This window comes from Streptomyces sp. AK010, from assembly GCF_014207295.1.
Taxonomy (GTDB): domain Bacteria; phylum Actinomycetota; class Actinomycetes; order Streptomycetales; family Streptomycetaceae; genus Streptomyces; species Streptomyces massasporeus.
Window position 1 is genome coordinate 154,115 of sequence record NZ_JACHCX010000014.1, and the last position, 25,483, is coordinate 179,597.

Genomic DNA, 25,483 nt, shown 5'->3' on the forward strand with positions numbered 1-25,483 from the left:
TCCTGAGGCCCCGGGCCTACATTGGTCGTACGTGTCACCGTCGACGCCCGGAGCCCACCATGACGGTCACCCCTGCCATCGAGGCCGACGTCCTGCGCCGCCAGGACCCAGAGCTCGCCGACATCCTGCTCGGGGAGCGGGAGCGGCAGTCGACGACGCTTCAGCTGATCGCCGCCGAGAACTTCACGTCCCCGGCCGTACTGGCCGCGCTCGGGTCCCCCCTCGCCAACAAGTACGCCGAGGGCTACCCGGGGGCACGGCACCACGGCGGCTGCGAGCTCGCCGACGTCGCCGAGCGCATCGCGGTCGACCGGGCCACGGCCCTGTTCGGCGCCGACCACGCCAACGTCCAGTCCCACTCGGGCTCTTCGGCGGTGCTCGCCGCCTACGCCGCCCTGCTCCGCCCCGGCGACACCGTCCTCGCCCTCGGCCTGCCCTACGGCGGCCACCTCACGCACGGCTCGCCCGCCAACTTCTCCGGCCGCTGGTTCGACTTCGTCGGATACGGTGTGGAGGCCGAGTCCGGGTTCATCGACCACGAGCAGGTGCGCACGCTGGCCCGCACGCGCCGGCCCAAGGCGATCGTGTGCGGCTCGATCGCCTACCCCCGGCACATCGACTACGCGTTCTTCCGCGAGGTCGCCGACGAGGTGGGCGCGTACCTCATCGCGGACGCCGCGCACCCCCTCGGCCTCGTCGCCGGGGGAGCGGCCCCGAATCCGGTGCCGTACGCGGACATCGTCTGCGGGACCACCCACAAGGTGCTGCGGGGCCCGCGCGGCGGCATGATCCTGTGCCGCGCGGAGCTGGCCGAGCGGGTCGACCGGGCCGTGTTTCCTTTCACACAGGGTGGTGCGCAGATGCACACCATCGCCGCCAAGGCGGTCGCGTTCGGGGAGGCGGCGACACCGGCGTTCGCCGCGTACGCCCATCAGGTGGTGGCGAATGCGCGGGTGCTGGCGGCCCGGCTGGCCGCGGCGGGCATGGTCGTCACCACGGGCGGCACGGACACCCATCTGATCACCGCCGACCCGGCGCCGCTCGGCGTCGACGGACGCACAGCCCGGGGCCGTCTGGCCGCGGCGGGCCTGGTCATGGACTGTTGTGCGCTGCCGCACGGCGATGCCCGGGGACTCAGGCTCGGCACGGCCGCGATCACCACACAGGGCATGGGCGAGGCGGAGATGGTCCGCATCGCCGAGCTCCTCACCGGGGTGCTGCGGGGCGTGACAGAGACCTCGAGAGCCCGTGAAGATGTGCGGGAGCTGGCCGGTGGATTTCCGCCGTATCCCGCTTGAGTCGGGGTAAGCGCGTCAGGGTGCACAGCCACTCGTGCAACCATCGTCGCTACCCGGAAGTCCTCACTCATATGCGCGCATCGCTAGGGTGTGGGGCTGAGATGGCCAGCGAGACCTGTGGGGAAGCCCGTGCGTGAATACCTCCTGACGCTCTGCATCACGGCCGCGGTGACGTATCTGCTGACAGCGCCGGTACGGAAGTTCGCGATCGTGGCCGGAGCGATGCCGGAGATCCGGGCACGTGACGTGCACCGGGAGCCCACTCCGCGCCTCGGCGGTATCGCGATGTTCTTCGGCCTGTGCGCGGGCCTGCTGGTCGCCGACCACCTGACCAACCTCAACCAGGTCTTCGAGACGTCGAACGAACCCCGGGCGCTGCTGTCCGGAGCGGCCCTGATCTGGCTGATCGGGGTGCTGGACGACAAGTTCGAGATCGACGCCCTGATCAAGCTGGGCGGCCAGATGATCGCCGCGGGCGTGATGGTCGTGCAGGGTCTGACGATCCTGTGGCTGCCCATCCCGGGCGTCGGCTCGGTCGCGCTCACCCAGTGGCAGGGCACCCTGCTCACGGTCGCGCTGGTCGTCATCACCATCAACGCGGTCAACTTCGTCGACGGCCTGGACGGCCTCGCGGCGGGCATGGTCTGCATCGCGGCCACGGCGTTCTTCCTCTACGCCTACCGCATCTGGTACTCGTACGGCATCGAGGCCGCCGCCCCGGCCACCCTCTTCTCGGCGATCCTGATGGGCATGTGCCTGGGCTTCCTGCCACACAACATGCACCCGGCGCGGATCTTCATGGGCGACTCGGGCTCGATGCTGATCGGGCTGGTCCTGGCCGCCGGCGCGATCTCCGTCACGGGTCAGGTCGACCCGGACGCGCTCAACCTGTACGTGGGGTCCGAGAAGGAGGCCGTGCACCAGACGGTTCCCGTCTACATCCCGCTGCTGCTGCCGCTGACGATCATCGCGGTGCCGGCCGCCGACCTGATCCTGGCGATCGTGCGCCGGACCTGGCGCGGCCAGTCCCCGTTCGCCGCCGACCGCGGCCACCTGCACCACCGGTTGCTGGAGATCGGCCACTCGCACAGCCGCGCGGTGCTGATCATGTACTTCTGGTCGGCGCTGATCGCCTTCGGCGCGCTCGCCTACTCGGTCAACTCGGCGTCCATGTGGATCGTGCTGGGTGTGGTGTTCCTGAGCGCGATCGGGCTGCTCCTGCTTCTGCTGCCGCGCTTCACGCCGCGCGCCCCGCGCTGGATGGAGCGCTTCGTGCCGCCGCGCTACCGGCGCCGCGGCGGCGCGGTCGCGGCCCTCTCACCCGAGGCCTCCACCCCGGCGTCGACGGCGGACCAGCCCGCCGCGGCCGGGGCCGAGAACCGCACGCCCGTGGTGTCCGGGGTCGTCGGCGTCAACGGGGCGACCGCCCTCGGACCCCGTTCGCGTCTGGCCGACCGGCGCAAGGCGGGGACAAGGTAAGAATCTGACTAGAGCATTGCCAAGTCGTGGGGTTGCTATGGGTGTGCGAAGCACCCAATACCAGACATGTCGGCGCTGTTTGCGCTCAGACGCGCAGGTTCACTCTCATGTGTGACAGTCCGCACACCTCCAGGTAAAGACTGCATCAAATAGTTTGTGATACGGTTCACGAGAACCCCCCGGATAGAGCCGAAGGACCGCAGTGCGACGGTCCATTGGTGTGAGGTCTCCACTCAGCCCGGGACTACGCTCGTCCATGACGACACCCCTGCCCCCTGCGAAAGCGGAGTTGCCGCCATGCCGTCCAATGACGCCCGGATCCTGGCCCAGGCTGCCGTGCCCACGGCCGCCGTCGGTGCTGTTGCCGCCGTCGTCAGTGGTGTGGTCGCCGGTGGCAAGGGAGCGATCGGGGCGGTCGTCGCGACACTCATTGTGATCCTCTTCATGGGGATCGGCCTCTATGTCTTGCAGCGCACTGCCAAATCGCTTCCGCACCTGTTCCAGGCGATGGGCCTCATGCTCTACGCGGCGCAGATTCTGCTGCTGTTCATCTTCGTCGCCGCGTTCAAGAACACGACGCTGTTCAACCCCAAGGCCTTTGCCATCACGCTCGTTGTCGGCACCCTCGCCTGGATCGCCGCACAGACGCGTGCCCACATGAAGGCCAAGATCCTTTACGTTGAGCCCGATTCGACGAAGGGCGAGAAGCCCGAAAAGTCGGGGCACTCATCGTGAGGGATAGGGCCGGGATAAAGAGGCATGAGATCTCCTGCTATCGTCCGGTGCCAACTGCGGCATCGCGGGCGCGGGCATCTGAGCTGACGCCTGCTCCATCGCGAGGCGAGATGCCCCCCAGCCGCCCCCACATCCGTAACACCAGTCCCGTGCCGAACCGCGGCTCCGTGCCGCGCCGACACAACGAGGTTGCCGTACCCATGCGTCACGCCGAAGGAGCCCGTGGTGAGTGCTGACCAGACCCAGCTCGCCTTTGACTGGAGCTGTCGGATCATGTCCGACAACGGGTGTGGTTTTCCGGCTCCGGGCCTGCACTCGTTCCTCTTCAAGCCGATTGGCACCGTCGGGGGGTACGAGTTCAACAAGGTGATGCTGCTCGCCATCATCACCACCATCGTTGTCATCGGCTTCTTCTGGGCGGCCTTCGGCAAGGCCAAGGTGGTGCCGGGCAAGCTGCAGATGGTCGGCGAGGCCGGTTACGACTTCGTCCGCCGCGGCATCGTCTACGAGACCCTCGGCAAGAAGGAGGGCGAGAAGTACGTCCCCCTGATGGTCTCGCTGTTCTTCTTCATCTGGATCATGAACATCTGGTCCGTGATCCCGCTCGCGCAGTTCCCGGTGTCGTCGATCATCGCCTACCCGGCCGTCCTGGCCGCGGTGGTGTACGTGACGTGGGTCGGACTGACCTTCAAGCGCCACGGCTTCGTCGGGTTCTTCAAGAACGTCACCGGCTACGACAAGTCGCTCGGCCCGGTGCTGCCGCTCGTGATGGTCATCGAGTTCTTCTCGAACCTGCTCGTCCGCCCGTTCACGCACGCGGTGCGACTGTTCGCCAACATGTTCGCCGGCCACCTGATGCTGGTCATGTTCACCGTCGCGTCCTGGTACCTGCTGAACAGCTGGATGATCCCGGCGGCCGGTGTCTCCTTCGTCATGGCCACGGTCATGATCGTCTTCGAGCTTTTCGTGCAGGCCGTCCAGGCGTACGTCTTCGTACTCCTCGCCTGCACGTACGTCCAGGGCGCTCTCGCCGAGCATCACTGAGCCCCCACCACTCTCAGCCCCCAGAACGTCCGGTGGCCAACCCCCATCGGTCCTGAAAGAGAAGGAAGATTCAGCATGGCTGCCCTTGAGACCCTCGCCGCCGTCGAAGGCAACCTCGGCTCCATCGGTTACGGCCTTGCCGCCATCGGCCCCGGCGTCGGCGTCGGCATCATCTTCGGCAACGGCACCCAGGCCCTGGCCCGCCAGCCCGAGGCGGCCGGTCTGATCCGTGCCAACCAGATCCTCGGTTTCGCGTTCTGTGAGGCGCTCGCCCTCATCGGCATCGTCATGCCGTTCGTCTACTAAGAGACGTTCGGGACGATCGAAACCTTTCAACGGAAGGCACTGATGTGATCGCCAACCTGGTGCAGCTGGCGGCCGAGGAGAAGCAGAACCCGCTTATCCCTCCGGGCCCCGAGCTGCTCATCGGCACCATCGCCTTCGCCATCGTGTTCTTCTTCTTCTGGAAGAAGCTGCTTCCGAACATCAACAAGGTTCTGGAGGAGCGCCGCGCGGCGATCGAAGGCGGTATCGAAGAGGCCGAGACCATGAAGGTCGAGGCCCAGAGCGTCCTTGAGCAGTACAAGGCACAGCTCGCCGAGGCCCGGCACGAGGCCGCGCGCCTGCGCCAGGAGGCGCAGGAGCAGGGTGCCACGCTCATCGCCGAGATGCGGGCCGAGGGCCAGCGTCAGCGCGAGGAGATCGTCGCCGCCGGCCACTCCCAGATCGAGGCCGACCGCAAGGCCGCCGCTTCCGCGCTGCGCCAGGACGTCGGCAAGCTCGCCACCGACCTGGCCGGCAAGCTCGTCGGGGAGTCCCTCGAGGACCACGCCCGTCAGAGCCGCGTGATCGACCGGTTCCTCGACGAGCTCGAGGAGAAGGCCGAGGCCGGGCGATGAACGGAGCGAGCCGCGAGGCCCTGGCAGCCGCACGTGAGCGTCTGGACGCGCTGACGGACTCGACGTCCGTGAACGCGGCTTCGCTCGCCGACGAGCTGGCCGCCGTCACCGCGCTGCTCGACCGCGAGGTGTCGCTGCGTCGGGTCCTCACCGACCCGGCGCAGGCCGCGGAGGCGAAGGCCGAGCTGGCCCAGCGTCTGCTCGGCACCCAGGTCAGCGGCCCCGCCGCCGACCTGGTGGCCGGCATGGTGCGCTCCCGCTGGTCGCAGTCCCGCGACCTGGTGGACGCGCTGGAGGTGCTGGCCGACACCGCCGACCTCACCGCCGCGCAGCAGGCCGGCAAGCTCGACGACGTCGAGGACGAGCTGTTCCGGTTCGGCCGGATCGTCTCCGGCAGCACCGAGCTGCGTGCCGCGCTGACCGACCGCAAGGCCACCACCTCGGCCAAGGGCGAGCTGCTGCGCAGCCTGCTCGGCGGCCGGGCGCAGTCGGCCACCGAGCGTCTGGTCACACGCCTTGTGACCGCGCCGCGGGGACGTAGCCTGGAGACGGGACTGGAGTCCCTGTCCAAGCTCGCCGCCGAGCGCCGGGACCGCATGGTCGCCATCGTGACCTCGGCGGTACCGCTGAGCGACCCGCAGAAGCAGCGTCTGGGCGACGCCCTCGCGAAGCTCTACGGCCGCCGGATGCACCTCAACCTGGACGTGGACCCCGAGGTCCTCGGCGGTATCCGGGTGCAGGTCGGTGACGAGGTCATCAACGGCTCCCTCGCGGACCGCATCGAGGACGCCGGCCGCCGGCTCGCCGGCTGAGCAGCAACTCAATAGGCAGTACGTACTTACGACGGCCCTCGTTGGGCCGTGCAGAAGAATCCTGGGGGTCGCCCCCAGACCCCCAAAGTGAAACTTCGGGCCCAACAAGGAGAGCAGGGAACCCAGATGGCGGAGCTCACGATCCGGCCGGAGGAGATCCGGGACGCGCTGGAGAACTTCGTCCAGGCGTACAAGCCGGACGCGGCCTCGCGCGAGGAGGTCGGTACGGTCACCTTCGCCGGCGACGGTATCGCGAAGGTCGAGGGTCTGCCCTCGGTCATGGCCAACGAGCTGCTGAAGTTCGAGGACGGCAGCCTCGGTCTCGCCCTCAACCTCGAGGAGCGCGAGATCGGCTGCGTCGTCCTCGGCGAGTTCAGCGGCATCGAGGAGGGTCAGCCGGTCTCCCGTACCGGTGAGGTTCTCTCCGTCGCGGTGGGCGAGGGCTACCTCGGCCGCGTGGTGGACCCCCTCGGCAACCCGATCGACGGCCTCGGCGAGATCGAGACCGAAGACCGTCGCGCCCTGGAGCTGCAGGCCCCGGGCGTCATGGTCCGCAAGTCGGTGCACGAGCCGATGGAGACGGGCTACAAGGCCGTCGACGCGATGACCCCGATCGGCCGTGGCCAGCGTCAGCTGATCATCGGTGACCGCCAGACCGGCAAGACCGCCCTGGCCGTCGACACCATCATCAACCAGCGCGACAACTGGCGCACGGGCGACCCGAACAAGCAGGTCCGCTGCATCTACGTCGCCATCGGCCAGAAGGGCTCCACGATCGCCGGCGTGCGCGGCGCTCTGGAGGAGGCCGGCGCGCTGGAGTACACGACCATCGTCGCCGCCCCGGCGTCCGACCCGGCCGGCTTCAAGTACCTGGCGCCGTACACCGGTTCGGCCATCGGCCAGCACTGGATGTACCAGGGCAAGCACGTCCTGATCATCTTCGACGACCTGTCGAAGCAGGCCGACGCCTACCGCGCCGTGTCGCTGCTGCTGCGCCGCCCGCCGGGCCGTGAGGCCTACCCGGGTGACGTCTTCTACCTGCACTCCCGTCTGCTGGAGCGCTGCGCCAAGCTCTCCGACGAGATGGGTGCCGGCTCGATGACCGGTCTGCCGATCGTCGAGACCAAGGCCAACGACGTCTCGGCCTTCATCCCGACCAACGTCATCTCCATCACCGACGGCCAGTGCTTCCTGGAGTCGGACCTGTTCAACGCCGGTCAGCGCCCCGCGCTGAACGTCGGTATCTCCGTCTCCCGCGTCGGTGGTTCCGCCCAGCACAAGGCGATGAAGCAGGTCTCCGGCCGTCTGCGCGTGGACCTCGCCCAGTTCCGTGAGCTGGAGGCGTTCGCCGCCTTCGGTTCCGACCTGGACGCCGCGTCCAAGGCGCAGCTGGAGCGCGGTCAGCGCATGGTCGAGCTGCTGAAGCAGGCGCAGTACCAGCCGATGGCCACCGAGGACCAGGTCGTCTCCGTCTGGGCCGGCACCACCGGCAAGATGGACGACGTCCCCGTCGTCGACATCCGGCGCTTCGAAAAGGAGCTGCTGGAGTACCTGCACCGCAAGGAGCAGGGCCTGATGACCTCCATCCGCGAGGGCGGCAAGATGTCCGACGACACGCTCCAGGCTGTCGCCGACGCCATCGTGGAGTTCAAGAAGCAGTTCGAGACCGCCGACGGCAAGCTGCTCGGCGAGGACACCCCGGCTGCCGGTAAGTGACGACGGAAGGGACCTGACTCATGGGAGCCCAGCTCCGGGTCTACAAGCGTCGCATCCGATCCGTCACCGCGACCAAGAAGATCACCAAGGCGATGGAGATGATCGCCGCCTCGCGCGTCGTCAAGGCGCAGCGCAAGGTGGCGGCCTCCACCCCGTACGCGACCGAGCTCACCCGGGCGGTCACGGCGGTCGCCGGCGGATCCAACACCAAGCACCCGCTCACGACTGAGCCGGAGAACCCGACCCGCGCCGCGGTCCTGCTCCTCACGAGCGACCGCGGGCTGGCCGGCGCCTTCAACTCCAACGCCATCAAGGCCGCGGAGAGGCTCACGGCGAAGCTGGAGGCCGAGGGCAAGGAGGTCGTCAGCTACATCGTCGGCCGCCGAGGTGTCGCCCACTACAACTTCCGCGAGCGCAAGATCGCGGAGTCGTTCACGGGCTTCACCGACGAGCCGTCGTACGCGGACGCCAAGAAGGTCGCGGCCCCGCTGATCGAGGCGATCGAGACGGAGACGGCCGAGGGCGGCGTGGACGAGCTCCACATCGTCTACACCGAGTTCGTGTCGATGATGACGCAGACGGCGATCGAGGCCCGGCTGCTGCCGCTCAGCCTCAACGAGGTCGCCGAGGAGGCGAAGCCCGCCAAGGGCGAGATCCTCCCGCTGTTCGACTTCGAGCCCTCGGCGGAGGACGTCCTCGACGCCCTGCTGCCGCGCTACGTCGAGAGCCGCATCTACAACGCGCTGCTCCAGTCGGCCGCCTCCAAGCACGCCGCCACGCGGCGCGCGATGAAGTCGGCCACCGACAACGCCGGAGAGCTCATCGAGACGCTCACCCGGCTTGCCAACCAGGCCCGCCAGGCCGAAATCACCCAGGAAATCAGCGAGATCGTCGGTGGCGCCAGTGCCCTGGCCGACGCGACCGCGGGGAGTGACCGATAAATGACCACCACTGTTGAGACGGCCACGGCGACGGGCCGCGTCGCGCGGGTCATCGGCCCGGTCGTCGACGTGGAGTTCCCCGTCGACGCGATGCCCGAGATCTACAACGCCCTGCACGTCGAGGTCGCCGACCCGGCGCTCGCGGGCGAGAAGAAGACGCTGACCCTGGAGGTCGCCCAGCACCTGGGTGACGGCCTGGTCCGCGCCATCTCCATGCAGCCCACCGACGGTCTGGTCCGCCAGGCCCCGGTGACCGACACCGGCGCGGGCATCACCGTCCCCGTCGGCGACTTCACCAAGGGCAAGGTGTTCAACACCCTCGGTGAGGTGCTGAACAGCGACGAGGTCCACGAGGGCGAGCGCTGGTCCATCCACCGCAAGGCCCCCGCGTTCGACCAGCTTGAGTCGAAGACCGAGATGTTCGAGACGGGTCTGAAGGTCGTCGACCTGCTCACCCCGTACGTCAAGGGCGGCAAGATCGGTCTGTTCGGTGGTGCCGGTGTCGGCAAGACCGTGCTGATCCAGGAAATGATCATGCGTGTCGCCAACCTCCACGAGGGCGTCTCCGTCTTCGCGGGCGTCGGTGAGCGCACCCGCGAGGGCAACGACCTCATCGCGGAGATGGAAGAGTCCGGCGTTCTGGACAAGACCGCCCTGGTCTTCGGCCAGATGGACGAGCCCCCGGGCACCCGTCTGCGCGTGGCCCTGGCCGGCCTGACGATGGCGGAGTACTTCCGTGACGTCCAGAAGCAGGACGTGCTGTTCTTCATCGACAACATCTTCCGCTTCACCCAGGCCGGTTCCGAGGTGTCGACCCTGCTCGGCCGTATGCCCTCCGCAGTGGGCTACCAGCCGAACCTGGCCGACGAGATGGGCACCCTCCAGGAGCGCATCACCTCGACCCGTGGTCACTCGATCACCTCGATGCAGGCGATCTACGTCCCCGCGGACGACCTGACCGACCCGGCCCCGGCCACCACCTTCGCCCACCTCGACGCGACGACGGTTCTCTCCCGTCCGATCTCCGAGAAGGGCATCTACCCGGCCGTGGACCCGCTGGACTCGACGTCCCGCATCCTCGACCCGCGGTACATCTCGGCGGAGCACTACAACGCCGCGATGCGCGTGAAGAACATCCTGCAGAAGTACAAGGACCTGCAGGACATCATCGCGATCCTCGGTATCGACGAGCTCGGCGAGGAGGACAAGCTCGTCGTCCACCGTGCCCGTCGCGTGGAGCGCTTCCTGTCCCAGAACACGCACGCCGCCAAGCAGTTCACGGGTGTGGACGGTTCGGACGTGCCGCTGGACGAGTCGATCGCCGCGTTCAACGCGATCTGCGACGGCGAGTACGACCACTTCCCGGAGCAGGCGTTCTTCATGTGCGGTGGTCTCGAGGACCTGAAGAACAACGCCAAGGAGCTCGGCGTCTCCTGAGCCCCGTGCTCGTCGGAGGGGGCGGGGTTCGTCCCGCCCCCTCTGTCACGCCTACTAGACTTGTAACCAACACCCGGCACTCCCGCCGGGTGGTGACCCGAGGAGCCACCCTTGGCTGCTGAGCTGCACGTCGCGTTGGTCGCGGCCGACCGTGAGGTCTGGTCCGGCCAGGCCACCTTGGTCGTCGCGCGCACCACGTCCGGCGACATCGGCGTCATGCCCGGTCACCAGCCGCTGCTCGGTGTGCTGGAGTCGGGCCCGGTGACCATCCGTACGAGCGAGGGCGGGACGGTCGTCGCCGCTGTGCACGGCGGATTCATCTCGTTCGCGGACGACAAGCTCTCGCTCCTGGCGGAGGTCGCCGAGCTGTCGGACGAGATCGATGTCCAGCGCGCGGAGCAGGAGCTCGAGCGCGCGAAGGCGGAGGACGACGCGGACGCCCAGCGCCGCGCGGACGTCCGTCTGCGGGCTGCCACGGCGGCGCGCTGATCCCGCCCGCCGTGTGATGACGTCACTCAGCCGCGGCTGGGTACCGGAGAGATCCGGACCCAGTCGCGGCTGAGGCGGATGTGGGTGATTTTTACGTTCCGTTACCTAGGAGACGAGGAGGTCGGTGTCGATGGTCCTCGCTCTGGCTGTGTGCGGAATCGTGGTGGCCCTCGTGGTGGTGGCCCTGTTCGTCTTCGGCCTGCGCCGCAGGCTGATCCAGCGATCGGGCGGCACGTTCGACGCCAGCCTGCGCTGGGACGCCCCTGCCGAGGGTGACACCAACGGCAAGGGCTGGGCGTACGGGGTGGCCCGCTACAACGGCGACCGGGTCGAGTGGTATCGCGTCTTCTCGTACTCGCCGCGCCCGCGCCGCGTCCTGGAGCGTTCCGCGATCGAGGTCGCCGGCCGCCGCGTCCCGGAGGGCGAGGAGGAGCTGGCGCTGCTCTCCGACCATGTGATCCTGGCCTGTCTGCACCGGGGCACGCGTCTCGAGCTCGCGATGAGCGAAGACGCGCTGACCGGGTTCCTCGCGTGGCTTGAGGCAGCCCCGCCCGGTCAGCGCGTCAATGTGGCCTAGGGTCTACGACCCTTCGAACCTTCCTTTGATCCGGCCTACTTCAGGCCGCTGTCGATGGCGTTCGCCAGCTCTCCGTTCGCGGTGTCTCCGCTGAACTCCCAGAAGAACGCGCCGCCCAGACCCTGGTTCTTGGCCCAGCTCATCTTTCCGGCCGTGGTCGACGGAGTGTCGTACGACCACCAGTTGCTGCCGCAGTGCGCGTACGCCGTGCCGGCGATGGTGCCGGTGGCCGGGCAGGAGTTCTTCAGGACCTTGTAGTCCTCGATGCCCGCCTCGTACGTGCCCGGCGCCGCGCCGGTCGCCGATCCGCCCGGGGCGGACTGGGTGACGCCGGTCCAGCCGCGGCCGTAGAAGCCGATACCGAGCAGCAGCTTCTTCGCGGGGACGCCCTTCGCCTTCAGCTTGGCGATCGCGTCGGCCGAGTTGAAGCCCTCCTGCGGGATCCCGGGGTAGGCCGTGAGGGGGGAGTGCGGGGCGGTCGGGCCGTCCTTGTCGAAGGCGCCGAAGTAGTCGTACGTCATCACGTTGTACCAGTCGAGGTGCTGGGCGGCGCCGCCGTAGTCGGCCGCGTCGATCTTGCCGCCGGAGGAGCCGTCGGCGGTGATGGCCGCGGTGACCAGGTAGTTCGGGCCGAACTCGGTGCGCAGTGCCGACATCAGGTTCTTGAAGGCGGCGGGGCCGGAGGTGTCGCAGCTCAGACCGCAGGCGTTCGGGTACTCCCAGTCGATGTCGATGCCGTCGAAGACGTCGGCCCAGCGCGGGTCCTCCACGACGGCCTTGCAGGACTTGGCGAACGCGGCGGCGTTGGCAGCGGCCTGGCCGAAGCCGCCGGAGTAGGTCCAGCCGCCGAAGGAGTACAGCACCTTGATGTGCGGGTACTTGGCCTTCAGCTGGCGCAGCTGGTTGAAGTTGCCGCGCAGCGGCTGGTCCCAGGTGTCCGCGGTGCCGCTGACGGACTGGTCGGCCGTGTAGGCCTTGTCGTAGGCGGCGTAGGTGTCGTCGACGGTGCACTGCCCGTTCTTGACGTTGCCGAAGGCGTAGTTGATGTGGGTGATCTTCGACGCCGTGCCGGAGGTCACCAGGTTCTTGACGTGGTAGTTGCGGCCGTAGACGCCCCACTCGGTGAAGTAGCCGAGCTTGACCTTGTCGCCGGTGGGCGGCTCGGTGGTGCCGCCGGTGGTGCGGACCCGGACGGCGCCGCTGACCGGGCCGGTCTGGTCGGCGGTGTCACGGGCCTGGACGGAGTAGGAGTAGTCGGTGCCGGCGGTGAGGCCGGTGTTGGTGTACGAGGTGCCCGTCACTGTGGCGACCTTGGTGCCGTCGCGCAGGACGTCGTAGTTCTTGACGCCCTTGTCGTCGGTGGCGGCGGACCAGGACAGCTTCACCGAGGTGTTGGTGATGTCCGAGGCGGTCGGGGTGCCCGGGGCGCTCGGTGCGCTGTCGCCGGGTTCCGTGGTGCCGCCGTCACAACTGCCGCCGTTGAGCTTGCAGTTCGCGGGGGAGCCGGTGCCGCTGCCGTTGAAGCCGAAGGAGATGGAGGCGCCGGGGGCGAGAGTGCCGTTCCAGGACTTGTTCTTCGCGGTCCAGTGGGTGCCGGAGGAGGTGACGTCGGCGTCCCAGGCGGAGGTGACGGAGGTACCGGAGGGGAAGTCCCACTCGACGGTCCAGGAACTGAGGGCCGTGGTGCCGGTGTTCTTCACCGTCCACTTGCCCTCGAAGCCGGAGCCCCAGTCCTGGGTCTTGGCGTAGGAAGCGGTGGCGGACGTCGCGGCCTGGGCCGGGCTCGCCAGGCCGACGAGGCCCGCCAGCGGGAGCAACAGGGTCGCGAACCCTGCCGCGGCTCTGTGTCTGAAGCGCATGCTGCGCCTCCTTGATGGAGTTGTGGGGGGCGTGACTGAGCCTCACGCCACACATGGTGCGGTGAGAATAGAAAGGTCTGGACCATCGGTCAATAGGTCTGGACCACCACGCCCTGGGATCGGTTCAGATCCCCAACTCCTGAGCCAGCACCGCCGCTTGCACGCGACTGCGCAGCTCCAGCTTCCCCAGCAACCGGCTGACATGCGTCTTCACCGTCGCCTCGGCCATGTCCAGCCGCTCCGCGATGCCCGCGTTGGACAGGCCCTCGCCCAGGCAGGCCAGCACCTCGCGTTCGCGCCGGGTGAGCCGGTCCAGCACAGCCGGATCAGCCGCCGGCTCGCGGGCCGGCTTCGCGGCGAACTCCGCGATCAGCCGCCGCGTGACCGCCGGGGCGATCAGCCCCTCCCCGCGCGCGACCGTCCGCACCGCCTCCAGCAGCTCCCTCGCCTCGGTGTTCTTCAGCAGGAAGCCCGACGCGCCCGCCCGCAGCGCCCCGAAGACGTACTCGTCGAGGTCGAAGGTGGTCAGCACCAGCACGTCGGCAAGGCGCTGCGCGACGACCTGGCGGGTCGCCGACACCCCGTCCAGGCGCGGCATCTGAACGTCCATCAGCACCAGGTCCGGCCGCAGCTCCCGGGCCAGCTCCACCGCCTGCTCGCCGTCCGCGGCCTCGCCGACCACCTCGATGTCGGGCGCGCTGCCCAGGATCAGGACCAGGCCGGCGCGGACGGCGGACTGGTCCTCGGCGACGAGGACCCGGACGGGCGAGCTCATGCGGTGTCTCCTTCGACGGTGTCGTGCACGGGGAGGGTGGCGCGTACGGCCCAGATCTTGCCGTCGGGCGAGTCCTCGAGGCCCGCCTCGAAGGTGCCGTCGAGCAGCGCGGCGCGCTCCCGCATGCCGACGAGACCGGCCCCCGAGCCGGGGGCGCTCGGCCCGTCCCGGTTGCCGTAGGGACTGGTGATCCGGACGGTCAGCACGCCGTCGCGGCGGCCGAGGCACACCGCGACGCGGCCGGGGCCGGCGTGCTTGAGGGCGTTCGTCAGGGACTCCTGGACGATGCGGTAGGCAGCGAGCTCGACCGGCGCCGGAACCTTGCCCTGTCCGGCTTCGAGGATCACGTCCAGGCCGTTGGTGCGCGCGTTGTCGACCAGCGCGCCCAGTCCGTCGAGGGTGGGTGCGGCCACGGGCTCGGTGTCGCCGCTGTCGTCCCGGAGGATCCCGATCAGCCGCCGCATCTCCGCGAGCCCCGCCACGCTGTTCTCACGGATGACCACCAGCGCCTCCTGGGAGGTCTTCGGATCCTCCAGGGAGAGGGCGGCGGTGGAATGGATGGCGATCGCGGACAGGTGGTTGGCGACCATGTCGTGCAGCTCGCGCGCCATCCGGGCCCGTTCGGCGGTGACGGCCTGGGTGCGGTCCATCTCGGCGAGCAGCGCGGTCTGTTCGGCGCGCAGCCGGGCCGCGTCGGCGGCCTCGCGGTGGTTGCGCACGATCAGTCCTGTCGATGCGGGACCGAAGGCGACCAGGCCGGTGACCACGCCGATCAGCAGCGCCTCGGGCTCGCGCCAGACCGCGAACGGCACGACGGCTCCGGCCACGGTGAGCAGCCCGGTGATCCGCGGGATGCGGTGCGCCGAGACGGGCGGGCCGTACAGGACGGCCGCGTACATCAGGTCCGTGTACATCAGGATCGTGACCAGGTTGCCCTGGGTGAGGACGTCCAGGACGATCGCGGCGGTGCCGATCAGCAGGGCGGTGCGCGGGGCGCTTCGCCGCAGCAGCTCGCAGCCGGCCATGACGAACAGCGGCAGCAGCACCGGCCAGCGGCCGGGCAGCAGCACGTACACCTCGGTGTGCGGGCGGGTGGCCAGACCGAGCGCCCACAGCAGCAGCCCGCCGAGCAGACTGCCCAGGGCGATGTACACGTCGAAACGGCGTGGGCGGGGGAGTCGTACGGCCATGTCACCATCCAACACGGCCGCCACCCGCATCGCGTGATCCCCGCGTAGGGTCCCCGACTGCATCTTTCGATGTACCGCGGGTTCGTCTGTGGCGACGACGATCCGGGCCGCGCCGACCGGGAGCCTGGAGGGGTGACCGAGAGGAGCGAACCGTGATCGTCGCCTTGATCGCCGCCTGCGAGATCGGCTTCTGGGTGCTGCTGGCCGCCGGGCTGGCCACCCGCTATCTGCTGAAGATGCCGCGCACCGGCCTGGTGCTGCTGTTGTGCGAGCCGCTGCTGGAGGTCGTCCTGCTGGTCGCCACCGCGCTGGACCTGAAGAACGGCGCCGAGCCGAACTGGGCGCACGGCCTGGCCGCGCTGTACATCGGCTACACCGTCGGACACGGCCACCGCACCGTGAAGTGGCTCGACGGCCACGCGGCCCACCGGCTGGGCGGCGCCCCGCCCCCGCCGAAGCCCCCGCGCTACGGCATGGCCCGGGCGCGCCACGAGGGCAAGGTCTGGCTGGGCACGCTGGTGGGCGCCGCCGTCGCGACCGTGCTCCTCCAGCTCGCGATCTTGTACGTGGACGACCCGAGCCGCGTGACCTCCCTGGAAAGCTGGCGCTATGTGGCCTGGCGCACGGCCGGGATCCACGGCCTGATCGCGCTGAGCTATGCGATCTGGCCGCGGAAGGCTCCCGCCGGGAAGACCGGGAAGACCGGGAAGACCGGGAAGACCGGGAAGACCGGTGTGACGGTGGAGAAGCAGAGGGCGCAGAGTTAGGGCCGGTATCTCGACCGCGGGCCCGTGGTGGCTGGTCGCGCCCACGCGGCGGAGCCGCATATCGAATCAGCCCCGCGCCCCTTCTCGGGCGCTTCTACCGCTCCCCGCCCGGCACCCACAGCACGTCCCCGACCTCCTTGTTCGCCGTCCTCGCGAGGATGAACAGGAGGTCGGACAGGCGGTTGAGGTAGGTCGCCGTCAGGGGGTTCATCACCTCGGCGTGCACCTCCAGCGCCGCCCACGTCGAGCGTTCGGCCCGGCGTACGACCGTGCAGGCCTGGTGGAGCAGGGCCGCGCCGGGGGTGCCGCCGGGGAGGATGAAGGAGCGGAGCTTCTCCAGCTGCTCGTTGAAGCGGTCGCAGTCCGCCTCCAGCTTGTCGATGTAGAACTGCTCGACCCGCAGGGGCGGGAACTCCGGGTTCTCCACCACCGGCGTCGACAGGTCCGCGCCCACGTCGAAGAGGTCGTTCTGGACGCGGGTGAGGACCGTGACGATCTCCTCGTCCAGGCCGCCCAGCGCGATGGCCGTGCCGATCGCCGCGTTCGCCTCGTTGGCGTCGGCGTACGCGGAGATCCGCAGGTCGGTCTTGGCGACCCGGCTCATGTCGCCGAGGGCGGTGGTGCCCTGGTCGCCGGTCCTCGTGTAGATGCGCGTCAGATTGACCATGTGGCCAATCTAGACGTTCGTGTCATGGACGCACGCCCTCACCTTTTGTCTCGCACAAGCGCACCTGATTCGCACCCGTGTCCTGGAGGGGGCGAGTGGGTATTGACCGCGGAGTGTCGGTGCTGGCCGCGACCAGCGACGGCCGGTTCTTCGGCAGGAGTTTCATCACCCCTGGCGAGGCCCAGCGATACCGGAAGGCTGCAGCAACAGCACGCCCGCACCAAGAAGGGATCGAACCGCCGAAAAGCGTGTCGGGAGAGGATACGGGTCATGTTGCGAAGGGTCCGCGACCGCCGCCGGGACTTCCACGCGCAGACGGCCCGCCACGTCGTAGACGGCAATGGCCTCATCGTTCTCGAGGACCTCAACGCAGCCGGCATGACCGCTACCGCCAGAGGGACCTCAGCCGAGCCGGGATCGCATGTCGGGCAGAAGGCAGGACTGAATCGCGCGATCCTCGACAAGGGCTGGCACTCCTTCGAACTGGCAGTCCGCAACCGCGCCCGTCATACAGGCACTGCGGTACGCACTGTGAACCCTGCTCTCAGTTCAACAACCTGCCCTGCCGGTGGATATGTGCATCCGGACAACCGCGAGAGCCAAGCCAAGTTCGTCTGCACCTCCTACGGTCACCGAGAGCACGCCGACACGGTCGGCGCGAAGAACGTACTGGCCCGCGGGCATACGGGTCACAGGGCGTGGAGACCTCGGCGCCAGCCGGTCTGTGAAGCGCCAACCAGCGCAAAACCGCAAGGAATTAGCGCTCCGACCGCTGAGGTCGGAATCCTCTCGGCTTCGGCCGATGGGAGGATCGCCAAGTCCGTCATGTGGGACGTGACACGAGTCTCACTCCATGAGACGTGAAACGCATTACTAAGTCAGGCGCACGCCGCCTCACGAGCGCTAGTGTCCGCCCGAGAAGCAGACATAAGCAGCGCGTCAGGGGAGTCGCACAGTGGCACGGAAGCTCGCCGTCATCGGAGCCGGCCTCATGGGATCCGGCATCGCCCAGGTCTCCGCACAGGCGGGCTGGGAGGTGGTCCTGCGGGACGTCACCGACGAGGCACTGACGCGGGGCACCGACGGCATCAAGGCGTCGTACGACAAGTTCGTCGCCAAGGGCAAGCTGGAGGCGCACGACGCCGACGCCGCCCTGGCCCGCATCACCGCGACCACCGACCTGGACGCCGCGGCCGACGCGGACGTCGTCGTCGAGGCCGTCTTCGAGAAGCTCGAGGTCAAGCACGAGATCTTCCGCGCGCTCGACAAGATCGTGAAGGACGACGCGGTCCTCGCCTCCAACACCTCCGCCATCCCGATCACCAAGATCGCGGCGGCGACGGAGCGCCCGGAGCGGGTCGTCGGCACGCATTTCTTCTCGCCGGTGCCGATGATGCAGCTGTGCGAACTCGTCCGCGGTTACAAGACCAGCGACGAAACCCTCGCCACGGCCCGGGAGTTCGCCGAGTCGGTCGGCAAGACCTGCATCGTCGTCAACCGCGACGTCGCCGGCTTCGTGACGACCCGCCTCATCTGCGCCCTGGTCGTCGAGGCCGCGAAGCTGCAGGAGTCGGGCGTGGCGAGCGCCGAGGACATCGACCTCGCCTGCAAGCTGGGCTTCGGTCACGCCATGGGCCCGCTGGCGACGGCGGACCTGACGGGCGTCGACATCCTGCTGCACGCCACGAACAACATCTACACCGAGTCCCAGGACGAGAAGTTCGCGGCCCCCGAGTCGATGCGCCGGATGGTTGACGCCGGTGACATCGGACGCAAGAGCGGGCAGGGCTTCTACAAGCACTGAAACCGCACATGCCCCGGGCCCATCACACGCCAGGGTGAATTCGGTATCGGTTCGCTCACAGGATGCAACCTCTGACACCTCCACACAGTCAGAGGTTGCATCACCCACATCAGAACGCGGAGCACGATTCGCACGCACGGGGAGCGCATATGTACATCAGGGGCGACCACGCCGAGCTGGTCGTCGGGGGCCGCCTCGACGTCCGGAGCGCGGCGGACGCCCGTACGGTCCTGCACTCGGCCGTCGACGACGGAGTCGGAGACCTGGTGCTGGACCTGTCCGAACTGGACTCCTGGGACGCCACCGGACTGGGCGTGATCATGGGAGCCCACCGGCGGGCCGGCCGCTGCGGCCGGCGCCTGGTGCTGCGCGGAGTACCCCCGCAGATGCAACGCCTGCTGGTGGCCACCCGCCTGCACCGGATCCTGGCGATCGAGGGCGGCATCGGGGTGGAGACCCTTCCCCGCGTGTGACGCCCCCCGCGGGTGTGAGCCGGGCGACCGGGGAGACCCGGACGCACGTCGTCGAATCGTGCGACGCGCACAATCCTCACGAGACCGTGACGTTACGGACGGCGCGGTACCCCGGACTGTCGTAGATACTGTGCGAAGGTTTAGGGTTCGGCTGCCCGCTGCCTTGACACCCTTCGAGCGGGACCGGACCAGAAGCGACAGCGCGGTGTGCAGCAAGGCCGGGAGGGGCTTTTCCAAGCACACACACGCTTTTGGGGGGCTTGACCTATGGATCCTGACAACCAGGGACCCGAGGAGTACGGCCACGACGGTGACGGCCCTGCGCCGCGCCAGCGCCCTCCCAGGGAATCCCTCACACCCGACTTCGCGCAGCACGCGCCGGCGCTCGCCCGCACCGTGCAGCTCGTCTCCGGCGACTTCCTGCTGACCGTCAACCCCGTCGACGGCAGCGAGATAGAGGCCTGCCCGCCCACCGAACGGCCCGCCCGGCCCGTCAAGCTCACCGCGGCCGAACGTGCTGAGGCCGAGCGCGCGGCCCGCCCGCCCGTTCCGCCCGGCCCCGGGCTGCCGGCCCTGCCGCTGCTGGCCCGCCAGGACGAACGCGAGCGCCTGGTGCGCCTGCTCGCGCGCGGCCGCTCCACCCGCCTCACCGGCGCGCCCGGCTCCGGCCGCACCCGTCTGCTCGACCTGGTCGCCGAGGACTGCTCCGACCTCGCCCCCGACGGCGTCGTCCGCCTCAACGGCTTCGGACGCACCTCCGGCGACCTGCTGTACGACCTGTTCCACGCGGTGTACAGCGCACCCCTGCACCGCCCGGACCGGGACGAGCTGCTCACCCATGTGCGGGAGATCGGCGCGGTCGTCGTCCTCGACGACCTGGAGTTCGGCGGCGCCGCGCTCGACGAGCTGCTGGAGGCCACCCCCGAGTGCGCCTTCCTGCTCGGCGCCACCCCGGACGTGCCCGCCCCCTCCGCCGGCGCCGGCGTCGAGGAGGTCCTCCTCGGCGGACTGGAGCGCGCCGCCGGCCTCGACCTGCTGGAACACGCCGTCGGCCGGACCCTCACCGAGGACGAGTCCAACTGGGCGGGCGACCTCTGGTTCGAGTCCGAGGGCCTGCCGCTCCGCTTCGTCCAGGCCGGTGCCCTGCTCCGGCAGCGCGACCGGCTGCGCACCGGCACCGGCGCCGTCGACGCGTTCGGCGTCTTCGCGGACGCGCCCCCGGCCGACCCCGCCGAGGCCTACGACCTCGGCGACGACGTGCCGCTGCCCGCGCTCGGCGAGGCCGCCGCGCCCGCGCCGCTGCTCGCCTCCCGGCTGAGCGCCTCCGCCCGCGCCACCCTGCGGTTCGCCGTCGCCCTCGGCGGCGAGGTCCCGCACCAGGCGCATCTGCCGGCCCTGGTCGGCGACACCCACGCGGACGCCGCACTCGGTGAACTGGCCGCCTGCGGCCTGGTCTCCCCGGTCGGCTCCCGCTACCGCCTCGCGGCCGGCGTCCCGGCCCAGCTGGAGGCCGCCGGATACGCCGACGAGGCCGAGGCGGGCGCCCGCAGCGCCGCCCAGCACTACTCCTGGTGGGCCGGGCACCCCTCGGTCACCCCCGAGCGGGTGTGCGCCGAGGCCGACGCCGTCCTCGCCGCCCTGGCCCTCCTCGGACCCGCCACCCGGCCGCCCGCCGAGGGCGAGGAGAGCGCGGCCGTGCACCTGGCCCGCACCGCCGCCCCCGCGTTCGCCGCCGGACTGCACTGGAGCGCCTGGGAGCGCGCCCTGCGCTCCGGCGCCGAGGCCGCACGGCTCGCCGGGGACGTCGGCGAAGAGGCCTACTTCCACCACGAGCTCGGCGTCCTCGCCCTGTGCGAGGGCCGGCTCGACCGGGCCCGTGCCGAGCTGGAGGCCTCCATCGGCCTGCGCGGCGCCCTAGCCGACAAGCGCGGCACCGTCGCCGGCCGCCGCGCCCTCGCCCTGGTCGCCGACCGCTCGGGCACACCCATCGGGCTCGGGCCGACCGCGGGGGAGGAGGTGCCCGACACCCGTGACGAGGAGTCGGCGTCCCCGCCCGGCGGTGTTCCGGCGGCGTTCCCGACACTCCAGAAGCCGCCCTCCCCGACCCTGGTCACCCACCGCAGCTCGCCCGCGCCCTCGCGGGGGGCCCGCGGCGGCCTCAAGGGCCTCGCCCGGCGCAACCTCGTGGCCGCCGGCGCCGGTGCCCTGCTCGTGGCCGTCCTGGGCACGGTGGTGACGCTCGGCGCGACCTCCGACAACGACGCGAACCCGCCGTCCGACCAGGTCGGCGTCAACCCTTCGGCCAGCCAGGACATCAACGACGGCAGCCTCGGCGCCGACCGGCCGGCGAACGACGACGGTGACAACGGCGAGCCGGCCCCGCGCCCGACGGACCCGGGCCCCGACGGCACACTCGGCACGTCGGACGACCCGACGCCGACGGACTCGCCGAGCGGTTCGCAGGACCCGACAGATTCGGCCTCGCCGTCGAAGCCGCCGACGTCCTCGAAGCCGCCCACGTCCAAGCCGCCGGCGACGTCGAAGCCGCCGACCTCCAAGCCGCCGACGTCGCAGCCGCCGACGTCCCAGCCGCCGACCTCGCAGCCGCCGACCTCCGAGCCGCCCACCTCGGAGCCGCCGACGACCAGCCCGTCCACCTCCGACTCGGCCAGCGGCCCGGCGCCCAGCGCTTCCACGAGCACCTCGGCGAGCGCGCCGCAGAGTAGCACCGGCACGCCGAGCGGCCCGGAGACGGTGATCTGACACCCGTGCACACCAACAGGGCCGGGTCCGTTCCGCGGACCCGGCCCTGTTCGTCGTAGGGAAGTCAGAACAGCCGCAGTTTGTCGTCCTCGATGCCCCGCAGCGCGTCGTAGTCGAGGACCTGGCAGCCGATGCCGCGGTCGGTCGCGAGGACGCGGGCCTGGGGCTTGATCTCCTGGGCCGCGAAGACACCGCGCACCGGGGCGAGATGGGGATCGCGGTTCAGCAGCTCCAGATAGCGCGTGAGCTGCTCCACGCCGTCGATCTCACCGCGCCGCTTGATCTCCACCGCGACGGTCGCGCCGTCGGCGTCCCGGCACAGGATGTCGACCGGCCCGATGGCCGTCGGGTACTCGCGGCGGATCAGCGTGTAGCCGTCGCCGAGTGTCTCGATGCGGTCGGCGAGCAGCTCCTGGAGGTGCGCTTCCACGCCGTCCTTGATCAGGCCGGGATCGACGCCCAATTCGTGCGAGGAGTCGTGGAGGACTTCCTCCATCGTGATGATGAGCTTCTCGCCCGCCTTGTTGACGACGGTCCAGACGCCCTCCTCCTCGCCGGTGCCCTCCTTCAACGTGCAGGGCGGCGACATCCAGTTCAGAGGCTTGTAGGCCCGGTCGTCGGCGTGGATCGAGACGCTGCCGTCCGCCTTCACCAGGATCAGGCGCGGGGCCGAGGGAAGGTGGGCGGTGAGCCGCCCGGCGTAGTCCACGGAGCAGCGGGCAATGACGAGACGCATGGTCGGCAACGCTACTCGACGGGCACCTGTCCACGCGATTCGCCCTGGAAAACACGTGTTCGGTAATGGCCGATTGTGTGCATGGTGTGCTCAGCGGGAGTGTCTCATCTGCGCACTTTCCTGGTGCGGTCACCGTACGCTGCTTACCGTATGAACGGGAGGTCGCGGTGCGTGTACGCAGCGTGTTCGGTATCGCGAACCCCCTTATCTGTCCGGCAACCCCTGCTCGCCGGGGGTGCGAGAGGAGAACTCATGTCGCTCGACGTCTCACCGGCCCTACTCGAACAGGCCGAGCGAGGCGAGGTCGACGAAGCGGAATTCGTCGACTGCGTCCGGACCTCCCTGCCTTACGCGTGGGAGATGATCAGCTCACTGGTGGCCCAGCTGAAGGTGGACGGCGGCGCGTTCGCCGACAACCAGACGCCCCCGCCGGACGAGCAGGCACGCGGTCAGCTGCTGCGTGCGCTTGCGAGTGACGCGATACGCGGCGCGCTGCAACGGCACTTCGGTGTGCGCCTGGCCTTCCAGAACTGCCACCGGGTGGCCGTGTTCCCGCTTGACTCCTCGGTCGACGAGAAGCTGGACCGCTTCACCTCGGTCCGCAGTCAGGTGCTGAACCAGTCACCCGAGTTCAGGGACTGCTGACGCGGCGCCACTGCTTGCCGCTCCGTACGCGGGAGGTGCAGTTCTGTACCGGAGCGGCAAGCCCCAGGAATCCACGACGCTCTCAGACGAGTTGGGGGAGTACCTCGGCGCCCAGCCGCCGCACGTTCTCCTCGGTCGCCGCCAGGTCCCCTGAGCCCTCGACGAGCAGCGCGAAGCGGGAGATGCCCGTCCGCTCGCTGGTCGCCGCCAGCCGGTCCGCGCACAGCCGTGGAGTGCCCACCGGGTGCAGCCCGCAGAGCAGTTCGGTGTACGCCAGCGGGTCGCGCATCCGGCGCGTGCGCCCGTCGACCGTGACATGCGCCTCCAGGCCCTGCTTCAACCAGCCCGGCATCGCCTTCATCAGCGTCTCCGCCGCGTCGACACGCCGGTCCGCGATCTGGCAGACGCCGGCCGAGACATGGGACGCGCCCAGGATCTCCTCCGGCGACCGGCCGCTGGCCCGCGCGTGCTGCCGCCACAGCGCGACCATCTCGGCCTTCTCCTCGTCCCCCACGTGCATCCCGAGCAGCATCGGCAGGCCCCGCTCGGCGGCGAGCCGCACGCTCGCGGGCGAGGTGCAGGCCACGACGACCTCGGGCCCCGCGGCATCCGTCAGGGCCTCCGACGGCCGCGGCACCACCGGGACTTCACGGAAACGGAAGCGCTCCCCGTCGGCCGCCACGGACGACTCGCGCAGCCACCGCACCAGAAGCTCCAGGGACTCCGGGAACCCCTTCTCGTACGCCTCCAGACCCGCGCCGAACACCTCCAGGTCGACCCAGGGGCCGCCGCGCCCGACGCCGAGCGTGAAACGGCCGCCGCTCGTGTGGTGCAGCAGCGCGGTCTGCTCGCCGAGGGCCACGGGATGGACGGTGGGCAGCACACTGACCGCCGTGCCGACCCGGATGCGGCGGGTGCGGCCCAGCATGAGGGCGGCCAGGGTGATGGCCGACGGGCACGTGCCGTACGGCACGAAGTGGTGCTCGGCCAGCCAGACCGTGTCGAGCCCGGCCTCCTCGGCCACCTCGGCCGAGCGGACCGCGCGGTGCAGCGCCTCTCCCTCGCCCTGACCGGGGAACTGGGCCGCCAACACGAAACTTCCAACGCGCATTGCTTTCCTGCTTCCTTGGCTCCGACACGGAGCTCCCCCACAGCGCATAACCGTCCGACACGTGCCGAGGACACGGCCGGGCGGAGCATTTTGCGGATTGTCTGCAGAATGAGGCGTTCCGCCAGGAGCCCGGGGGAGAGCATCCGGGGTGAGCCCGCCGCGCCCGCGAGGGACATATGGCGATTGGTTCCGTACGCGTACCGTTCTTAGGGGTCCTTTCACTATGCCCGTCCGGGTCGCGTGGTCTGGCACCGCACCTCGCCGCGTTGCCGAAAAGCCCTAGTAGCTCCGCTACGAGGGCTTCCCGGCGCCTTGCGACGCACGGCACCAGACCACGCGCCCTGATCGGACGCTCATAGTGAAAGGACCCCTTAAGGGCCTGTGAGGTGCCCCAGCCGGATCGGGTGTCCCAGGGCGCGCCTGCCGATCGCCACGGCTGCCGCGTCGTGGCCAGTGGTCGTGCGGTTGTGGGTGGTAAGAGGCTTCTGCCAGTACTGGGCGCCCCACTTGGAGGTGTAGGCAGGGTCGACGGCGATGACGGTGATGCCGAGATCGGCCGACATCGACATCAGCCGGGCTCGCAGCCTGGAGGTGGGCACGCCGGAGATGAGGTTGCGGAACTTGGTGCGGCAGCCGTGCTTCTCGCGGGTGGTCTCGGCGGTGAAGTCGAGGTCTTCGATCGCGATCGCGAGGTGCAGCCGCTTCCCGCCGCGCACCACATGCACGCGCCCGGCCGCCCAGTCCGCCCGGGCCGCCTGGAGCCGGTCGGTGAACACGTGCAGGCGGCGCGTCTCGGCGAACCACTCCCGCTTGCTGCGGTAGCCGCCGGGAGCCCGCTTGCTGCCCGCCTCACCGACTGGGAGGGACAGCCGGCGCGCGATCGTGCGCACCCCCGCCTGAAGGCTCTGGATGTGTGCCGGCTGGCTGCGTCGGGCCAGCGCCCACTGATCGTGGGTGGCCTTCGTGACCGACCCGGCCCACCGCGAAGAGGACGCCTGTGTCAGAGCCCGCTTACGTTCGGCCCACTGCTCAGTGTCATGCTCCAGCCCGGCCGCGCACCGCATCTTCAGGTCCAGGCAAGCCAGCCCGCCCAGATGGTCACCGACCAGACGCAGCACATTCTCGTCCTCGGCAGTCAGGTGCTTGAGCCGGTCCCGGACCGCAACCCCGCAAGGGCCGGGCACCACGAACGGCGTCCCAACCTCCCGCCGCCCACTCAATCCCCTCACCCCTGCCCAGCGCTGACCCGCCGATCCCTCAGCACGT

24 protein-coding genes and 1 pseudogene are annotated in these 25,483 nt (G+C 69.7%); 18 read left to right on the forward strand and 7 right to left on the reverse strand.

The genetic code is table 11. The features are described from left to right. Positions 1-59 precede the first annotated feature (59 nt). From glyA to HDC93_RS25645, 12 genes are all read left to right on the forward strand, one after another. The gene (gene glyA, locus HDC93_RS25590; protein ID WP_185013179.1) at positions 60-1,298 is read left to right on the forward strand and encodes a serine hydroxymethyltransferase; all 1,239 of its coding nucleotides are present in this window, start codon (positions 60-62) and stop codon (positions 1,296-1,298) included. A gap of 129 nt (positions 1,299-1,427) precedes the next feature. After that, positions 1,428-2,777, forward strand: coding sequence for an MraY family glycosyltransferase (locus tag HDC93_RS25595; protein WP_185013180.1), 1,350 nt, complete (start codon positions 1,428-1,430; stop codon positions 2,775-2,777). Positions 2,778-3,074: 297 nt separating this feature from the next. Continuing rightward, entirely contained in the window at positions 3,075-3,512 is a 438-nt protein-coding gene (locus HDC93_RS25600) for a hypothetical protein (protein WP_185013181.1), read from the forward strand. 273 nt (positions 3,513-3,785) lie between these two features. Further along, positions 3,786-4,556 (forward strand): F0F1 ATP synthase subunit A, encoded by a 771-nt coding sequence (atpB, locus tag HDC93_RS25605; protein WP_185013237.1) that lies wholly within the window; start codon positions 3,786-3,788, stop codon positions 4,554-4,556. A 75-nt stretch (positions 4,557-4,631) separates the two neighbouring features. Continuing rightward, a complete protein-coding gene (atpE, locus tag HDC93_RS25610; RefSeq protein ID WP_030049631.1) occupies positions 4,632-4,862 on the forward strand; it encodes an ATP synthase F0 subunit C in 231 nt (76 codons plus the stop codon). A 44-nt stretch (positions 4,863-4,906) separates the two neighbouring features. After that, positions 4,907-5,455, forward strand: a complete 549-nt coding sequence (locus tag HDC93_RS25615; RefSeq protein ID WP_097220595.1) for a F0F1 ATP synthase subunit B — start codon at positions 4,907-4,909, stop codon at positions 5,453-5,455. Continuing rightward, on the forward strand, positions 5,452-6,267 hold the full coding sequence (locus HDC93_RS25620) for a F0F1 ATP synthase subunit delta (RefSeq protein ID WP_185013182.1): 816 nt from the start codon (positions 5,452-5,454) through the stop codon (positions 6,265-6,267). The genes HDC93_RS25615 and HDC93_RS25620 overlap by 4 nt, the downstream gene beginning before the upstream one ends. Before the next feature lie 126 nt (positions 6,268-6,393). Next, a complete protein-coding gene (gene atpA / locus HDC93_RS25625) occupies positions 6,394-7,983 on the forward strand; it encodes a F0F1 ATP synthase subunit alpha (protein WP_030854219.1) in 1,590 nt (529 codons plus the stop codon). A gap of 20 nt (positions 7,984-8,003) precedes the next feature. Continuing rightward, entirely contained in the window at positions 8,004-8,924 is a 921-nt protein-coding gene (locus tag HDC93_RS25630) for a F0F1 ATP synthase subunit gamma (RefSeq protein ID WP_185013183.1), read from the forward strand. Then, positions 8,925-10,361: a F0F1 ATP synthase subunit beta gene (gene atpD, locus HDC93_RS25635; protein WP_107455436.1), complete on the forward strand. Its 1,437-nt coding sequence runs from the start codon at positions 8,925-8,927 to the stop codon at positions 10,359-10,361. A 111-nt stretch (positions 10,362-10,472) separates the two neighbouring features. Beyond that, positions 10,473-10,850 carry a F0F1 ATP synthase subunit epsilon gene (locus tag HDC93_RS25640; RefSeq protein ID WP_031104205.1) on the forward strand — a complete coding sequence of 126 codons (378 nt, stop codon included), beginning with the start codon at positions 10,473-10,475 and terminating at the stop codon, positions 10,848-10,850. Between the two features lie 130 nt (positions 10,851-10,980). Then, positions 10,981-11,427, forward strand: coding sequence for a DUF2550 domain-containing protein (locus tag HDC93_RS25645; RefSeq protein ID WP_185013184.1), 447 nt, complete (start codon positions 10,981-10,983; stop codon positions 11,425-11,427). A 35-nt stretch (positions 11,428-11,462) separates the two neighbouring features. Here the strand turns inward: HDC93_RS25645 and HDC93_RS25650 are convergent, their stop codons facing one another. From HDC93_RS25650 to HDC93_RS25660, 3 genes are all read right to left on the reverse strand, one after another. Next, positions 11,463-13,286 (reverse strand): glycoside hydrolase family 18 chitinase, encoded by a 1,824-nt coding sequence (locus HDC93_RS25650; protein ID WP_185013185.1) that lies wholly within the window; start codon positions 13,284-13,286, stop codon positions 11,463-11,465. A gap of 124 nt (positions 13,287-13,410) precedes the next feature. Continuing rightward, a complete protein-coding gene (locus HDC93_RS25655; RefSeq protein WP_185013186.1) occupies positions 13,411-14,061 on the reverse strand; it encodes a response regulator transcription factor in 651 nt (216 codons plus the stop codon). Next, positions 14,058-15,251, reverse strand: a complete 1,194-nt coding sequence (locus HDC93_RS25660) for a sensor histidine kinase (RefSeq protein WP_260419756.1) — start codon at positions 15,249-15,251, stop codon at positions 14,058-14,060. The genes HDC93_RS25655 and HDC93_RS25660 overlap by 4 nt, the downstream gene beginning before the upstream one ends. Positions 15,252-15,403: 152 nt before the next feature. On the opposite strand from HDC93_RS25660, the gene HDC93_RS25665 reads away from it, so the two are divergent. Then, a complete protein-coding gene (locus tag HDC93_RS25665) occupies positions 15,404-16,018 on the forward strand; it encodes a hypothetical protein (RefSeq protein ID WP_311774619.1) in 615 nt (204 codons plus the stop codon). Positions 16,019-16,112: 94 nt separating this feature from the next. Here HDC93_RS25665 and HDC93_RS25670 read toward each other — a convergent pair whose 3' ends face one another. Further along, positions 16,113-16,685, reverse strand: coding sequence for a cob(I)yrinic acid a,c-diamide adenosyltransferase (locus tag HDC93_RS25670; protein WP_185013188.1), 573 nt, complete (start codon positions 16,683-16,685; stop codon positions 16,113-16,115). A gap of 24 nt (positions 16,686-16,709) precedes the next feature. Between HDC93_RS25670 and HDC93_RS39760 the strand changes: the two genes are divergently transcribed. From HDC93_RS39760 to HDC93_RS25690, 4 genes are all read left to right on the forward strand, one after another. Then, positions 16,710-17,549, forward strand: coding sequence for an RNA-guided endonuclease InsQ/TnpB family protein (locus HDC93_RS39760; protein ID WP_398986426.1), 840 nt, complete (start codon positions 16,710-16,712; stop codon positions 17,547-17,549). Between the two features lie 91 nt (positions 17,550-17,640). Beyond that, on the forward strand, positions 17,641-18,489 hold the full coding sequence (locus HDC93_RS25680; RefSeq protein WP_184908649.1) for a 3-hydroxyacyl-CoA dehydrogenase family protein: 849 nt from the start codon (positions 17,641-17,643) through the stop codon (positions 18,487-18,489). 149 nt (positions 18,490-18,638) lie between these two features. After that, positions 18,639-18,962: an STAS domain-containing protein gene (locus HDC93_RS25685; protein ID WP_030246483.1), complete on the forward strand. Its 324-nt coding sequence runs from the start codon at positions 18,639-18,641 to the stop codon at positions 18,960-18,962. Between the two features lie 267 nt (positions 18,963-19,229). Next, positions 19,230-21,725 carry an ATP-binding protein gene (locus HDC93_RS25690; protein WP_185013190.1) on the forward strand — a complete coding sequence of 832 codons (2,496 nt, stop codon included), beginning with the start codon at positions 19,230-19,232 and terminating at the stop codon, positions 21,723-21,725. Between the two features lie 64 nt (positions 21,726-21,789). Here HDC93_RS25690 and nucS read toward each other — a convergent pair whose 3' ends face one another. Next, on the reverse strand, positions 21,790-22,461 hold the full coding sequence (nucS, locus tag HDC93_RS25695) for an endonuclease NucS (RefSeq protein ID WP_185013191.1): 672 nt from the start codon (positions 22,459-22,461) through the stop codon (positions 21,790-21,792). Between the two features lie 252 nt (positions 22,462-22,713). Here nucS and HDC93_RS25700 point away from each other — a divergent pair, with 252 nt between their 5' ends. Further along, positions 22,714-23,106, forward strand: coding sequence for an SCO5389 family protein (locus HDC93_RS25700; protein WP_003993005.1), 393 nt, complete (start codon positions 22,714-22,716; stop codon positions 23,104-23,106). Positions 23,107-23,188: 82 nt separating this feature from the next. On the opposite strand, the gene HDC93_RS25705 is transcribed toward HDC93_RS25700, so the two are convergent. After that, positions 23,189-24,217 carry an LLM class flavin-dependent oxidoreductase gene (locus HDC93_RS25705; RefSeq protein WP_185013192.1) on the reverse strand — a complete coding sequence of 343 codons (1,029 nt, stop codon included), beginning with the start codon at positions 24,215-24,217 and terminating at the stop codon, positions 23,189-23,191. Positions 24,218-24,612: 395 nt separating this feature from the next. Further along, positions 24,613-25,437: pseudogene (locus HDC93_RS25710) on the reverse strand (hypothetical protein); the annotation flags it as partial. Positions 25,438-25,483 lie beyond the last annotated feature (46 nt).